We start from the raw sequence: 14,047 nt of genomic DNA, 5'->3' as shown, positions 1-14,047 counted from the left end.
ACGGCCATGTCCCGCCCGCATCTCCTCGACGCCCTCCGTGACCGGGTCCTGCTGTGCGACGGTGGCATGGGCAGCCGCGTGCAGGTGATGGACCTCGACGTGGAGCGCGACTTCTGGGGCAAGGAGAACTGCACCGACGTGCTGTGCCTGTCGCGCCCGGACGTCGTGCGGGAGATCCATCGCGGCTACTACGAGGCCGGCGCCGACATGGTGCTGACCAATTCCTTCGGCGGATCGCCGGTGACGCTCGGGGAGTTCGAACTCGAGGACCGCGCCTTCGAGCTGAACAAGGCGGCGGTGGAGATCGCGCGAGAGGCGGCGGAATCCTTCGCCGACGGCCGCCATCGCTGGGTGATCGGCGACATCGGGCCCGGGACCAAGCTGCCTTCGCTCGGCAACATCGCCTATGACGCGCTGGAAGCGGCGTTGGTCACGCAGTGCCGCGGCCTGATCGCCGGCGGCGCCGATGCGCTGCTGACCGAGACCAACCAGGACACGCTGTTCATCAAGGCCGCGGTGAATGCGGCGAAGATCGCGCGCGCCGAGGCGAAATCCGACATCCCCGTCTTCGTGCAGGTGACGGTCGAGACCACCGGCACGCTGCTGGTCGGCCCCGATATCGGCGCGGCGGCGGCGGTGATCCATTCGCTCGACGTGCCGCTGATGGGGCTGAACTGCGCCACGGGTCCGCAGGAAATGGCGGAGCACGTGCGCTGGCTGGCGCAGAACTGGCCCGGGTTGATCTCCTGCCAGCCCAATGCCGGCCTGCCCGAGCTGGTCGACGGCAAGACGCACTACCCCCTGGGCGCGGCGGAGCTCGCGACCTGGATGGAGCGCTTCGTCACCGAGGACGGGCTGAACCTGATCGGCGGCTGCTGCGGCACGTCGACGCCGCATATCCAGGCGCTGGACGCGATGCTGCGCAGGCTGGGCGGGGCGAACCACCGGCCCGCGCCGGTGCCGCGCAGGCCGGTCTGGGTACCGTCGGTGGCCTCGCTCTACACCTCCGTGCCGCTGCGGCAGGAGAACGCCTACTTCTCCATCGGCGAGCGCTGCAACGCGAACGGCTCCAAGGCCTGGCGCGAACGCCAGGCGGCGCATGATTGGGATGGCTGCGTCGCCATGGGGCGGGAGCAGGTTGGGGAGGGATCGAATTCCCTCGACATCTGCACCGCCTTCGTCGGCCGCGACGAGATGGCCGAGATGAACGAGGTCATCACGCGCTTCACCTCCAGCGTGAACGCGCCGCTCGTCATCGACTCCACCGAGACGCCGGTGATCGAGGCCGCGCTGAAGCTGCATGGCGGCAAGCCGATCATCAACTCGATCAACTTCGAGGACGGCGAGGGCCACGCGACGGACCGCATGAGGCTCGCGAAGAAGTTCGGCACCGCGGTCATCGCGCTGACCATCGACGAGGTCGGCATGGCCAAGACGGCGGAGGACAAGCTGCGCATCGCGCGGCGGCTGGTGGACTTCGCCTGCAACCGCCACGGGCTGCCGCAGTCGGACCTGATGATCGACCCGCTCACCTTCACCATCGCCACGGGCAACGAGGACGACCGCAAGCTCGGCCTCTGGACGCTGGAAGGCATCCGCATGATCCGGGAGGAATTCCCGGAGATCCAGATCATCCTCGGGCTCTCCAACATCTCCTTCGGCCTGAACCCGGCCGCTCGGCACGTGCTGAATTCGGTCTTCCTCGATCACGCGGTGAAGGCCGGCATGACGGGCGCGATCGTGCATGTCAGCAAGATCAAGCCGCTGCACCTGATCCCGGCCGAGGAAGTGAAGGTCGCCGAGGACCTGATCTTCGACCGCCGCGCGGAAGGCTACGACCCGCTGCAGAAGATGCTGGAGATCTTCGCCGGCCGTAAGGCCGCCGACACCGCCGCCAAGAAGAAGGCGGACACGGTCGAGGGCCGGCTCAAGGACCGCATCGTGGACGGCGACCGCAAGGGGCTGGACGAGGAACTGGCCGACGCGCTGGCGAAGGGCATCGCCCCGCTGAGCATCATCAACGACATCCTGCTGGATGGCATGAAGGTGGTCGGCGAGCTGTTCGGCGCGGGCAAGATGCAGCTTCCCTTCGTGCTGCAATCCGCGGAGACGATGAAGGCCGCCGTCGCCTACCTCGAACCGCACATGGAGCGGATCGAGGGGCAGGAGAAGGGGACCATCGTGCTCGCCACCGTGAAGGGCGACGTGCACGACATCGGCAAGAACCTGGTCGACATCATCCTGACCAACAACGGCTATCGCGTCGTCAACCTCGGCATCAAGGTGCCGCTGGCGGACATGATCGCCGCGGCGAAGGAGCACCGCGCGCACGCGATCGGCATGTCCGGGCTGCTGGTGAAGTCCACCGTGGTGATGCGCGAGAACCTCGAGGAGATGGCGCGCCAGAGCCTCGACATTCCGGTGATGCTCGGCGGCGCGGCGCTGACGCGCAACTACGTGGAGGATGACTGCGTCCGCGCCTATGCCTGCGGCCGCGTGGCCTATGCGCGGGATGCCTTCGACGGGCTGCACCTGATGGACAAGGTGGTCGGCAACGGCTTCGACGACTACCTGGCCGCGATGCAGGCGAAGCGCGCCGGCAAGGCGCGCAACGAGAAGCGCGTGCTCGGCCAGGCCGACCCGCGCGGCTTCGCGCCGGTGGACGTGAACTATGCCGAGGCCCGCCGCCGCCGCGTGACGGCGGACGAACCCACGCCCATTCCGCCCTTCTGGGGCCCGCGCGTGATGGAGGCCGCGCCCAAGGCGATCGTGCCCTTCATCAACGAGCGCAGCCTCTATCAGTTCCAGTGGGGCTTCCGGAAGCAGGGCCGATCGCTCGATGATTTCCTCGGCTGGGCGAAGCAGGAACTGCGCCCGGTGCTCCAGCGCATGCTGCGCCTCACGGGCGAGCAGGACATCCTCAAGCCGCAGGCGATCTACGGCTACTGGAAATGCGCCGGGCAGGGGAACGACCTCATCCTGTTCGAGGAGGACGGCGTCACCGAGGCCTGCCGCTTCACCCTGCCGCGCCAGCCCAAGGAGGACGGCGAGTGCATCGCCGATTTCGTGCGCGACATCGGCGACGGGCCGGAGAGGCGCGACGTGATCGGGTTGCAGGTGGTCACCGTCGGGCAGAAGGCCTCCGACGTCGCGCGGGAATGGTTCGAGGAGAACCGCTACCAGGACTATCTCTACCTGCACGGCCTCAGCGTCGAGATGGCGGAGGCGATGGCGGAATACGTCCACAAGCGCATCCGCGCCGAATGGGGCTTCGCTGCCGAGGACGATCGCGACATCGACCGCATGCTGCAGCAGGGCTACCGGGGCGGCCGCTATTCCTTCGGCTACCCGGCCTGCCCGCGGCTGGAGGACCAGGTGCCGCTGCTGCGCCTGCTCGGCGCCGAGCGCATCGGCGTCTCGATCAGCGACGAGTGGCAGCTCCATCCGGAACAATCCACCAGCGCCATCGTGCTGCACCACAGGCGGGCGAAGTACTTCTCCGTCTAGGTCCGGCCGGCTAAACCCCGGCCATGACGGAAGGCAGGACAGGCAGCGCGACGACGCTGGCGATCGGCAGCGTGGCGGTGGCGCTCGCGGTGCTGGCGCTGAAGGCGGTCGCCTGGCGGCTGACGGGCAGCGTCGCGCTGATGGCGGATGCGCTGGAGAGCATCGTGAACGTGGCCGCCGCGACGGCCGCGCTCGTCGCCATCCGCTATTCGTCGATGCCGGCGGACGCCAACCACCCCTATGGCCATGCCAAGGCGGAGTACTTTTCCGCCGTGCTGGAAGGCGCGCTGATCATCGTCGCGGCGCTGCTGATCCTCAACGAGGCCTGGGGCGCGCTGGCCAATCCGCACGCCCCGGAGCAGGCGCGGCTCGGCCTCGCCATCTCCGCGGTGGCGAGCGCCGTGAACGCCGCCTGGGCGACGCTGCTGATGCGGCGCGGCAAGGCCCTTCGATCCCCCGCGCTGGTCGCGGATGCCCGCCACCTGTGGTCGGATGTCGTCACCTCGGTCGGCGTGCTGGTCGGTGTCGGCCTGGTGGCGCTGACCGGCATCCTGTGGCTGGACCCGCTGCTCGCCGCGCTGACGGCGGCGAACATCCTGTTCTCCGGTGGCCGCCTGCTGCGCGAGAGCGTCGGCGGGCTGATGGACGAGGCGGTGCCGCCGCCGACGCTGGAACGCATCCGCCGCATCGTCGCGAGCGAGGCCGAGGGTGCGATCGAGGCCCATGACCTGCGTTCCCGCCATGCCGGCCGCTTCACCTTCCTCGAATTCCACCTGGTGGTGCCGGGCGCGATGACGGTGCGCGAATCGCACGACATCTGCGACCGCATCGAAGCGGGGCTCAAGGCCGAATTGCAGAACGCCGTCATCACGATCCATGTGGAGCCCGAGGGCAAGGCCAAGCACAAGGGTGTCCCCGTGCTGTGAGGGCGCCGCCCCGGCACCCGGCCTGCCGCGCCCCGGCGCGGTCCGGCCTCTGGGTCGTCGCGCTGGGCGGGTCTGCCGCGCTGCACGCGGCCGCTCTGGCCGCCCTGCTGCTCTGGCCGACGCGGGAAGCTCCGCAGGAGCCGGGCGAGCCGGAAGGCGTGGCGCTGGTCTTCGAGGATTCGGAGGCGCGCGGCGGTGGGCCGGCGGCCGCCCCGCCCACGCCGTCGCCACTGCCGGCCGAAATGGCCGAGCCGCCCGCGCCGCCGCCGGCACCGGTCGCACCACCGCCACCGCCGGCCGCACCGAACGCCGCGGCTGCGCCGCCCGCCGTATCGCAGCAGGCGATGCCGGCCACGCCAGACGTCACGGCGGCGCCCCCCGCCTTGCCGCCGCAGGCTGATCCTTCGCCGCCACCTGGCCCCCCCGCGCCTGTCGCACAGGCCGATCCATCCGCCCCGCCGGCGCCCTCCGACGCGCCCGCCGTCGAGCCCGGACCTGCCCCGCCCATCGCCGAGACTGCGCCGGTGCCGACGCAGCCCGAGCCGCAACCCGAACCGCAACCCGAACCGCAGCCGGCGACCGAGACGGCGCAGGCGCTGCCGCTTCCTCCGCTGCCGCCCGACCCGGCCCCGGCGCCCGCACCGCGCCCATCGCCGGCGCGCCCCGCCACCGATGGCATCCGGCTGCATGCCGGCAGCGCCGCATTGCCGGACCCCTCCAGCGGCGCGCGCGCCATGGGCGCCGTCGTGCCGCCCTCCGTCGCCCCGGGCGAACGCAACGCGCCGCCCGAATACCCCGCGGAGAGCCGGCGCCGTGGCGAGGAAGGGGTCGTCCGCCTGTCGCTGCGCATCGGCAGCGACGGCCGCGTCGAAGGCGTGGAGGTCCTGGAATCGTCCGGCTACCCGGCGCTGGACCGCGCGGCGCAGGAGGCGACGCGGCGCTGGCGCTTCCGTCCGGCGATGCAGGGCGGGCTCAGCGTCGCCGCCACGCTCACCACCGCTGTCCATTTCCGCCTGACCGATGAGCGCCGGCGCTGAGAGCCCGTTTGGAAGCGCGCCTCGCGGCACGTTTCCGGGTCCGGCACCGCGCCATACACGGGGCGACCCACGATAACCCGGCGGGCCTTCCCGACCGCCTCCGCGGCGGCAGGCCCGCCACCATTCCAGGAGGTCCCGCCGTGGTGAAGCTCGACATCATCACGACGCGCGGCGGCGACGGGGGGGAGACCTCCCTCGGCGACGGGCGCCGCGTGCGCAAGGATGCGCTGCGCATCGAAGCCATCGGCGCCGTGGACGAGGCCAACGCCGCGCTCGGCCTGGTGCGGTTGCATGGCGCGGAGGACGCCATGCTTTCGCGCATCCAGAACGAGCTGTTCGATGTCGGCGCCGACCTCTGCGTGCCCGGGGAGGCAGGCGCCAGGCTGCGGGTGGCGGATACGCAGTCGGCCCGGCTCGAAGCCGAGATCAAGGAGATGAACGCGGCGCTGGCGCCGCTGACCTCCTTCGTGCTGCCCGCCGGCAGCGCGGCGGCGGCGCATGCGCATCTCGCGCGCACCATCGTTCGTCGCGCGGAACGCGTGGTGGTGGCGCTGGCAGCGGTGGAGGAGGTGAACCCGGCGGTGATCCGCTACCTCAACCGGCTGTCGGATCACCTTTTCGTACTGTCGCGGCGGTTCAACGCGGCGGCCGGGGGCGATGTGATGTGGGTGCCGGGGGCGACGAGGTGAAAGGCGGGGGGAGAAGAGAACTTCTCCCCCCGAACCCCCCTCAACCTTCTTTGGAACCTGGGGACCGATACCAGCGGCCGCTATGCGCGACCGCTGGTATCCGGCTTTTCCTGCCCTCGGACGCCGGGCTGCCGGCGGGCCGCATTCGCGGACTCGGCACGAGTCAATGACTCGTGCCGCTGGTATGACAGTCGAGGCCGGCACCAGGTCACCAAAGAAGGGAGGGGGTTCGGGGGAGGTTCTCCTCCCCCGACCTTCCTTCAGAACGCCCCCCGCATCCCCACGATCGCGCTGCGCCCCGGCACCACGAAGGCGTTCGCCGGCTCGTAGCGCGTATTGCCGATGTTGCGCACCTCGACGAAGGCGGTGAGCTGCGTCGTCACCGGCAGCGACGCCGTCAGGTTGAACAGCCACCCGTCCGGGTTCTTCCCGGCGGTCGGGATCGCCTGCCCGTCGTCGCTGTAGCGCGCGAAGGCGCCTTCCGGCGAGGCGCCGACATAGAGGATCTCCGGTGCGATGATCAGGCGCGAGCGCGGCACGTCGAACCAGCCGACCTCCGGCGCGATGCGCGCGTTCAGGCTGGCGACGTTGCGCGGGCGCCGCGGCAGCGGCGTGTCGGTTTCGGTGTCGCGCGCCTCGGTCACCGTCCAGGCGCCGGTCACGGACAGCCAGTCGGTCGGCCGCACCACCAGAGTGAACTCGCCCCCGCGGATGCGCGCGCGATCGACGTTGACCAGCGTCGAGAAGGTCGGATCGTAGTTGATCAGGTCGCGGACGCGGTTGTCGAAATAGAGCGCCGAGACGGTCGCCCAGCGCCCGATATCGGTCTCGATCCCCGCCTCCCAGGAGGTCGCGTGCTCCGCCTCCAGGTCCGGGTTGCCGCGGAAGAAGGAGCCGATGACCCCGAAGCGCTGATACAGCGAAGGCGCCTTGAACGCCGTGCCGCCCGAGGCGCGCAGGCGGGAGGAGATCTCCGGCAGCGCCAGCACCGCGCCGAGCCGCCAGGTCGCCTCGGTGCCGTAGTCCTCCGCGTCATCGAAGCGCAGCGCGGCGGTCACGTCCAGGCGCTCGAAGAAGCGCGCCTGGGCGCCGAGATAGCCATAGGTGCCCTCCTGCCGCGCATCGACGGTGGTGCGGAAGAAGGGGGAGCCGGAGGCGCTTTCCGCCGCCTCCCGCTCCCAGCCGCCGCCGAAGGTGAGGCTCGCGTCGGTGACGATGCCGCCGCTGGGCAGGCGCAGCGTGTTGTCCCAGGCAAGGCCGGTGCGGTCGCCACGGTAGAGGTCGTCCGCCGTTGCCGCGCTGTCGGCGTCGGGCAGGTTGACGTAGCGGCGCCGGTCCTGGCTGCCGGACAGCCGCAGCCCGGTCGTCCAGGCGCCGCCGAACAGCGCGGTCTCGGTCCGCAGGTAGCCGAACCAGTTGCGGTCGTCGCCCGTGTAGTTCGGGTCGTCCTGCGGCACGTTGTCGAGGCCGAAGGTGTTCTCCCGCCAGCGGACCAGCCCTTCGATGCGGGTCGCGCCGAGGATCGCTTCCGGCGTCGTCTCGCCCAGCGTCACGCCGGCGCGGGCGGTGACGGCCGCGGCACGCAGCCCGTCGCGCTCGCCGCGGTTGGTCCAGATGCGCGGGGCGGTCGCGTTGTATCCCTCGGTCGAGAGCGACTGGCCGGTGATGCCGTAGTCGAAGGCCCCGACCGTGCCGCCGGCGCCGAGGTATCCGCGCAGCGTCCGCTGCGTGCCGCCGGCGATCTCGCCATAGGGCGCGAAGGCTCGGTCGGCGGGGGCGCGGCGGGTGATCAGGTTCACCACGCCGCCGATCGCCGCCGTGCCGTAGACGGCGGAGACGGGCCCGCGCACCACCTCGATGCGCTCGACGTCGCCGAGCAGCTCGTTGCCGAAGTTGAAGGCGCCGTTCGGCTCGGAGGAATCGTTGAGCGGCACGCCGTCGCGCAGCACCAGCACGTGGCGCGAATTGGTGCCGCGCACGAAGCCCGAGGCCTGCTGGCCGGGGCCGCCCGACTGGACGACGCGCAGCCCCGGCACGGCGGCGAGCGCATCGGCAAGCGTGACGTAGCCGCGCTCCTCCATCTCCTGCCGGTCGATGATGGTCGTCGCCGCCGGGATGCGATCCTGCGGCGTCGGCACGCGCGTCGCGGAAACCACGACGTCGGGCAGGCTGGCAGGCTGCTGCGCGGCGGCCGGCGCCAGCGGGGTGAGGACGAATAGGGCGAGGAGCCGGCGGTTCATCCGGGGGTCCCTCCGTTTGCACGTTCCGCGTGTCGCCCTGATGCCTCGCGGCCCCGGGGCGGGCTTGCGTCGTGCTCGCATGACGGAGGGGCGCCCCGCGGGGAGCGGGACGCGACCTGGGTCCGTTGCGCCGGTGCACCCCGCCCGGCACGCGCGAGACAACTCTGCGCCGGCCGGTCTCCTGGCTCACGACGGGGCGAGGGCTTGTCGCCCCCACCGCCGGTCCCGCCTTCTCGCGCTGGTCGCGCAATGGCCTCGGGGACCGGGCTCGTCGCCTACAGTTGCGGGGGCAGCCGCGGTTGGGCGGCGATCATCGCCGCGTCGCGCGTTCCCGTTTCAGCCCTTCCGGGCCACCGGCGCATGGCCGGAACCTAGGCCAGGGAGGTGTCGCTCGTCCATCCTGGGCAACCGGCGGGCCTCACGGGACGTGGCACATTGCGGCCGGCGAGGCCGGCCGGGACCCGCCGCCCGACGGCACGCCGCACCTCGTCCCGGGGCCCTGCCGGGGGCCGGGAGCGCGCAGCGCGACCGCACGTGACGATCAGCCGCCGCTGGCGCGGCAGGCCTGCGCGGCGCCGCCGCGGCCGTACCGCCGCCGCACGGCGCTCGAGGACATCAGAAGACGTACCCGAGCGCCTCCATCCCGAACCAAAGAAGCGCACCGAGCACCACGGTGGCGAAGACATTGCCGATCAAGGTCAGCGCCATGCCGAGGCCGACCACCTTGCTGTCGTTCTCCACCACGCCGAGCGCCATGACGATGGTGCCGAAGGCGGGCGGGCCGTTGGTGCCGGGTCCGGGGAGGATCAGCATCAGCGCCGCATAGGCGGTGAGCCACCCCACCACCCTGTCGGCGGCGGGGCTGGTGAAAGGGCCGGGGCGCGGCCGCACCCAGCGCTCGATGCGGTTCATCCATTTCGAGGACCCGGAGGACAGCCGCAGCAGGTCCGTCCGCCGCAGCGACTGGCGCGCGATGAAGCGCGGCAGCTTCGGCATATGGAAGCCCAGGCCCATCTGCACCCCGAGGATCAGCATCGGCGTGCCGAAGACGCTCGCCATGCCGGGCAGCAACCCGGGCAGGCAGAGCAGCAGGATCAGCAGGCCGAAGGCGCGGTCCCCGAAGGCTTCCGCCATCTCGCCGAGGGTGATGCGTTCCCCGGGGCATTGCGCCGCGACCTCGGCCACCAGCCGCGAAATGGGTGCCGAGGCATGCGTCTCGGGAAGGATGGCGTCGTCCACGAGCGGCCCGTCGCGCATTCAGGCGTGGCCGCGCACGGGCCGGGCCGCGGCGGCGGACCGGATCGGGATCGCGCGCGCTTGGCGCGCGGCCGGGCTGGTGGACAGACTGGCCGTGTGGTGCATCGAAGTCCCTGTGAAGCCCGGTTGACCGGGTTGGCAGGCACCCGTCCGACGGGCGCTCCGCCAAGTGCCACAATTAGCACGCGGGCGGCCGGTCGCGGGAAGGGTTGCCCGCATGTCTTTTCGGCAATCGATGCATTGTAACGCTGCGTGCCCGTCCCGGAAGGCGCCGAACGGCGCACTCCCCATGCCGGTGACGGCCCGGACCGCCGCCCCGGATGGTATCGCCGGGTGGCCGCCGCCGCGGGCGCGCGGGCCGGTGCCGGCCTTCTCAGTGCATCCCTCAGCAGCCCTGGAAGGCCGGCTTGCGCTTCTCGAGGAAGGCGCGGCGGCCTTCCCGGTAGTCCTCGCTGTCGAAGCAGGCCGCCATGGCGGTGTTGATCGCGGCCATGTCGCGATCGGCACGGTCCTGCAGCACCGCCTGCACCGTGCGCTTGTTCGCGTAGAGCGAGAGCGGCGCATTCGCCGCCAGCGTCGCGGTCAGCTTCGTGACCTCGGCCGAGAGCTGGTCCGCCGGCACGACCTTGTTGATCAGGCCGACGCGCTCGGCTTCCCTGGCGTCGAAGCGCTCGCCCGTCATCAGGATCATGTGGGCATGCGCCGGGCCGACCAGGTCCACCAGGTGGCGCACCATGTCGAAGCCGTAGGCGATGCCGAGCTTCGCCGCCGGGATGCCGAACTGGCTGCCCTCGGCGGCGATGCGGATGTCGCAGGACATGGCGATGCCGAGGCCGCCGCCCATGCAGAAGCCGCGGATCTCGGCGATCACCGGCTTGGGGAAGGTGGCGAGCTTCAGCCGCCCGCCGGCCGTCTGCTTGCTGTACTCCCGCTGCGCGTCGGCGTCCGAGCGCAGCTTGTCGAACTGGCTGATGTCGGCGCCGGAGACGAAGGCCTTGTCGCCCGCGCCGGTCAGCACGATGCAGCGGACCGAGGCGTCCTTCTCGAAGATGTCGAGCGCCTCGCCCATGCCCGCCCACATCGTCACCGACATGGCGTTGCGCTTCTCGGGCTGGTTGAAGGTGATACGCCCGACCCCGCCCGTGATCTCGGCGAGGATCTTGCCGTCGGCGAATTCCATGTCGCGTGTCCTACCCTTCGCTGATGACGCCGAGGCCGCGCAGGCGCGCGACGTCGTCATCGCTGTAGCCGGCCTGCCTGAGGATCTCGGCCGAATGCTCGCCGAGGCGCGGCGGCACGCGGCGCACCTCGCTCTCGATCCCCTCCATGTTGATGGCGCTGGAGACGAGATGCGTCGCGCCGCGCGTCGGATGCGCGATCGGCATCGCCATGCGCAGGTGCTGCACCTGCGGGTCGGCGAAGACCTCGTCCACCTTGTTGATCGGCCCGCAGGGGATGCCGATGCGCTCGAGCAGGTCGATCCAGTATTCCGAGGGCTTCGCCCTGAATACCTCGGCGATCGCCGCGTTGACGTTGGCGCGGTCGTCGCTGCGGCCCTTCAGCGTCTTCCACTGCTCGACCTCGAGCCATTCGGGATGGCCCACGGCCTCGGCGAACTGCGCCCACATCTTCGGGCTGCTCGCCGCGATGTTCACGGGCTTGTCGGCGGTCGGGAAGGCGCCCATCGGGATGTTCACCGGATGGTCGTTGCCGGCCTGGCCGGGCACCTCGCCGTCCATCAGGTAGCGCGCCGCCTGCAGGTCGAGCATGAAGACCATGCTCTCCAGCAGCGAGGTGTGGACGTAGCGGCCCTTGCCGGTGCGCTCGCGCTCGAACAGCGCCATCATCACCGCGAGCGCCAGCAGGTTGCCCGCCGTCAGGTCCACGAAGGGGATGCCGGCGCGCATCGGCCCGCGGCCCGGCTCGCCGGTGATCGTCATCATCCCGCCCATGCCCTGGGCGATCTGGTCGACGCCGGCGCGCTCGCTGTACGGCCCGGTCTGGCCGAAGCCGGAGATGGACGCATAGACGAGGCGCGGATTGACCGCCTGCACCTGCTCCGGCGCGATGCCGAGGCGGTGCTTCACCCGCACGCGCATGTTCTCGACCAGCACATCGGCCGTCTCGGCCAGCCTGAAGAAGGCCTTCCTGCCCTCCTCGGTCTTCAGGTCGAGCGCGATGCTCCGCTTGTTGCGGTGCAGGTTCTGGAAGTCGTAGCCCTCGCGCGATCCGCCGAGCCCGTCATTGAAGGCCGGAGGCTCGACGCGAATGACCTCGGCGCCCCAGTCGGCCAGGTGCCGCACGCAGGTCGGCCCGGCGCGGGCGAGCGTCAGGTCGAGCACGACGATGCCCGACAGCGGCAGCGTGGCCGCCGTCGCGCGGCGCGGGTCGGTGGGGCTTTCCGGCATGGGGACCTCCTCGGACCCCCGGACACTAGGGCGCGTCGGCGTGGGTGCCTAGGCTGCCCCCCCGACCTGCGTGGCGCGGCGGCTTCTATCGCAGGAGCTGGAAATACTCGTCCTCGACCTCCACCTGCGCGCGCTCGAGGGCGCGGAAATCGCTGCGCAGCACCAGGCCGCACACGCGTCCGTGCTCGACCACGGGCACGTGGCGGAAGCCGCCGTCATGCATCAGGTGCAGCGCGTCGATGGCGTGGTCGCGCGGGCCCAGCGCCTCGACATGCGCCGTCATCACCTCGCCCAGCGTGGTCGCGGCGGCGTCGCGGCCCTTGGCGAGCATCCGGCAGATGGCATCGCGCCCGGTGAAGATGCCGAGGAGATGCGCCTCGGCGTCGATCACCAGCGCCGCGCTCGCCTGGGCTTCCCGCATCCGCGCGCAGGCCGCCTGCACCGGGGTGTCCGGCGGCAGGCACACCACCTCGCGATGCGGTGCGACCTCGATCAGGGGGCGGTCCTTCATGGTCCATTGCTCCGGTGCGTCGGCGCGGCGCGGCACTCGGGCGGTCGGGCTTCGATCGGCAAGAGCGGACTGCGCCGCACCAGGGGGAGGCGCGCAACATAGCCCGGCTCGCCGTCCGGCGGGGCGATGAATCGCGACCTCGCCGGAGCAAATGGTCGCGCGATGCGCCGCCGGCATGGCAGTCTCCGCGGCATGAGGGATGAAGGAGGCTTGCGATGACGGTGTCGAACGGCACAGCCGGCCGCCGGAGCCTCATTGCCGGTGCCGCCACCCTGCTCGCCGCGCGCGCGGCGGCGCAGCCCCGGCCCATCGTGGTGGCGAGCAAGATCGATACCGAGGGCGGGCTGCTCGGGCAGATGATCGCGCTGCTGCTGGAAGCGAACGGGCTGCGCGTCGAGAACCGCGTGCCGCTCGGGCCGACCCGCATCGTGCGCACCGCGATCCTCGCCGGCGAGATCGACCTCTATCCCGAATACACCGGCAATGGTGCCTTCTTCTTCCAGATGGAGGCGGATCCCGCCTGGAAGGATGCGGGCGCGGGCTTCGAGAAGGTCCGCGACCTCGACGCGCAGCGCAACGACATCGTCTGGTTGCAACCCGCACCGGCCAACAACACCTGGGCGATCGCGGTGCGCGCCGACCTCGCGCGCACGCATCGGCTGCGCACGCTGGAGGACCTGGCGACGCACCTCGCCGCCGGGCGGCCCTTCAAGCTGGCCGGCTCGGCGGAGTTCGTCGAAAGCCCCGCGGCGCTGCCGGCCTTCCAGCGCGCCTACGGCTTCACCCTGACGCCCGAGCGGCTGCTCGTGCTGCCGGGCGGCGACACGGCGGTGACGATGCGCGCCGCGGCGCAGCAGTTGAACGGCGTGAACGCGGCGATGGCCTACGGCACGGATGGCGGCATCGCCGCGCTCGACCTGGTGGTGCTCGAAGACACCAAGGGCGCGCAGCCGGTCTATGCGCCTGCACCGGTCATCCGCGGCGCCGTGCTGCGCGCCGAACCGCGCATCGCCGAGATCCTCGCCCCGGCCTTCCGGACGCTCGAACTGACGGTGCTGCAACGGCTCAACGCGCGCATCGCGGTGGAGGGGCAGCCGGCGCGGGCGGTCGCGCGGGCGCATCTCGTGGCGGCGGGGCTGGTCCGCTGAGGACTGTGGCCCGCCTGCGCGCCGGGCCGCTGGAGGCTGCGCTGCTGCTCGTCGCGGTGCTGGCGCCGGTGGTGCTCGGCTTCGCGGTGTTCGCGCCGAACCGCATCGTGCCGCCGCGCGTGGTGACGATCGGCGATGCCGCGGCATGGGCCTGGCTCATGCCCGCCGGCGCGGCGGCGGTGGCGGCGGGCTTCGTGCCGGGGCGCCAGGCGGCCATGGCCTGCGGCCTCGCGCTTTGCGGTCTGCTCGGCGGGCTCGGGCTGACGGCAGCGGCGCTGGCGGGCGCGTCCGAGGTGGCGCGGCTCGGGCCGGCGGCGGGCGGCT

Annotated in this window: 10 protein-coding genes, 1 pseudogene and 1 riboswitch; of the genes and pseudogenes, 6 read left to right on the top strand and 5 right to left on the bottom strand. The window is 71.6% G+C overall.

All coding sequences use genetic code 11. The features are described 5' to 3' along the window. The first annotated feature begins 6 nt into the window (after positions 1-6). From metH to GXW74_RS23235, 4 genes are all read left to right on the top strand, one after another. Positions 7-3,507 (top strand): methionine synthase, encoded by a 3,501-nt coding sequence (metH, locus tag GXW74_RS23250; RefSeq protein WP_211848984.1) that lies wholly within the window; start codon positions 7-9, stop codon positions 3,505-3,507. 23 nt (positions 3,508-3,530) lie between these two features. After that, positions 3,531-4,433: a cation diffusion facilitator family transporter gene (locus GXW74_RS23245; protein WP_211848983.1), complete on the top strand. Its 903-nt coding sequence runs from the start codon at positions 3,531-3,533 to the stop codon at positions 4,431-4,433. Next, complete coding sequence (locus tag GXW74_RS28690) at positions 4,430-5,470, top strand: energy transducer TonB (RefSeq protein ID WP_211848982.1); 1,041 nt, start codon at positions 4,430-4,432, stop codon at positions 5,468-5,470. Before GXW74_RS23245 ends, GXW74_RS28690 begins: the two co-directional genes overlap by 4 nt. Before the next feature lie 140 nt (positions 5,471-5,610). Beyond that, complete coding sequence (locus tag GXW74_RS23235) at positions 5,611-6,159, top strand: cob(I)yrinic acid a,c-diamide adenosyltransferase (protein WP_211848981.1); 549 nt, start codon at positions 5,611-5,613, stop codon at positions 6,157-6,159. A 260-nt stretch (positions 6,160-6,419) separates the two neighbouring features. On the opposite strand, the gene GXW74_RS23230 is transcribed toward GXW74_RS23235, so the two are convergent. The 5 genes from GXW74_RS23230 to GXW74_RS23210 form a co-directional block, all read right to left on the bottom strand. Next, positions 6,420-8,399 carry a TonB-dependent receptor plug domain-containing protein gene (locus GXW74_RS23230; protein ID WP_211848980.1) on the bottom strand — a complete coding sequence of 660 codons (1,980 nt, stop codon included), beginning with the start codon at positions 8,397-8,399 and terminating at the stop codon, positions 6,420-6,422. A 154-nt stretch (positions 8,400-8,553) separates the two neighbouring features. Further along, positions 8,554-8,772, bottom strand: a riboswitch (cobalamin riboswitch). 242 nt (positions 8,773-9,014) lie between these two features. Further along, positions 9,015-9,656 carry an exopolysaccharide biosynthesis protein gene (locus GXW74_RS23225; protein WP_211848979.1) on the bottom strand — a complete coding sequence of 214 codons (642 nt, stop codon included), beginning with the start codon at positions 9,654-9,656 and terminating at the stop codon, positions 9,015-9,017. Positions 9,657-10,041: 385 nt separating this feature from the next. After that, entirely contained in the window at positions 10,042-10,836 is a 795-nt protein-coding gene (locus GXW74_RS23220) for an enoyl-CoA hydratase (RefSeq protein WP_211848978.1), read from the bottom strand. Positions 10,837-10,846: 10 nt separating this feature from the next. Then, entirely contained in the window at positions 10,847-12,064 is a 1,218-nt protein-coding gene (locus GXW74_RS23215) for a CaiB/BaiF CoA transferase family protein (RefSeq protein WP_211848977.1), read from the bottom strand. 85 nt (positions 12,065-12,149) lie between these two features. Continuing rightward, on the bottom strand, positions 12,150-12,575 hold the full coding sequence (locus GXW74_RS23210) for a CBS domain-containing protein (RefSeq protein ID WP_211848976.1): 426 nt from the start codon (positions 12,573-12,575) through the stop codon (positions 12,150-12,152). A 215-nt stretch (positions 12,576-12,790) separates the two neighbouring features. Here GXW74_RS23210 and osmF point away from each other — a divergent pair, with 215 nt between their 5' ends. Then, positions 12,791-13,723 carry a glycine betaine ABC transporter substrate-binding protein OsmF gene (gene osmF / locus GXW74_RS23205; RefSeq protein WP_211848975.1) on the top strand — a complete coding sequence of 311 codons (933 nt, stop codon included), beginning with the start codon at positions 12,791-12,793 and terminating at the stop codon, positions 13,721-13,723. Positions 13,724-13,728: 5 nt separating this feature from the next. Then, a pseudogene (locus GXW74_RS23200) lies at positions 13,729-14,047 on the top strand (hypothetical protein); the annotation flags it as partial.

The organism is Neoroseomonas eburnea (assembly GCF_018129005.1).
GTDB classification, from domain to species: Bacteria; Pseudomonadota; Alphaproteobacteria; order Acetobacterales; family Acetobacteraceae; genus Neoroseomonas; species Neoroseomonas eburnea.
Note: the sequence above shows the minus strand (reverse complement) of the source record. Positions and strands in the feature narration are given on the sequence as shown.

Coding starts and splice junctions, on each gene's coding strand:
- GXW74_RS23225 (WP_211848979.1), bottom strand. CDS start 9,656: ATGCGCGACGGGCCGCTCGTGGACGACGCCATCCTTCCCGAGACGCAT.
- GXW74_RS23220 (WP_211848978.1), bottom strand. CDS start 10,836: ATGGAATTCGCCGACGGCAAGATCCTCGCCGAGATCACGGGCGGGGTC.
- GXW74_RS23230 (WP_211848980.1), bottom strand. CDS start 8,399: ATGAACCGCCGGCTCCTCGCCCTATTCGTCCTCACCCCGCTGGCGCCG.
- GXW74_RS23245 (WP_211848983.1), top strand. CDS start 3,531: ATGACGGAAGGCAGGACAGGCAGCGCGACGACGCTGGCGATCGGCAGC.
- GXW74_RS23215 (WP_211848977.1), bottom strand. CDS start 12,064: ATGCCGGAAAGCCCCACCGACCCGCGCCGCGCGACGGCGGCCACGCTG.
- GXW74_RS23210 (WP_211848976.1), bottom strand. CDS start 12,575: ATGAAGGACCGCCCCCTGATCGAGGTCGCACCGCATCGCGAGGTGGTG.
- osmF (WP_211848975.1), top strand. CDS start 12,791: ATGACGGTGTCGAACGGCACAGCCGGCCGCCGGAGCCTCATTGCCGGT.
- metH (WP_211848984.1), top strand. CDS start 7: ATGTCCCGCCCGCATCTCCTCGACGCCCTCCGTGACCGGGTCCTGCTG.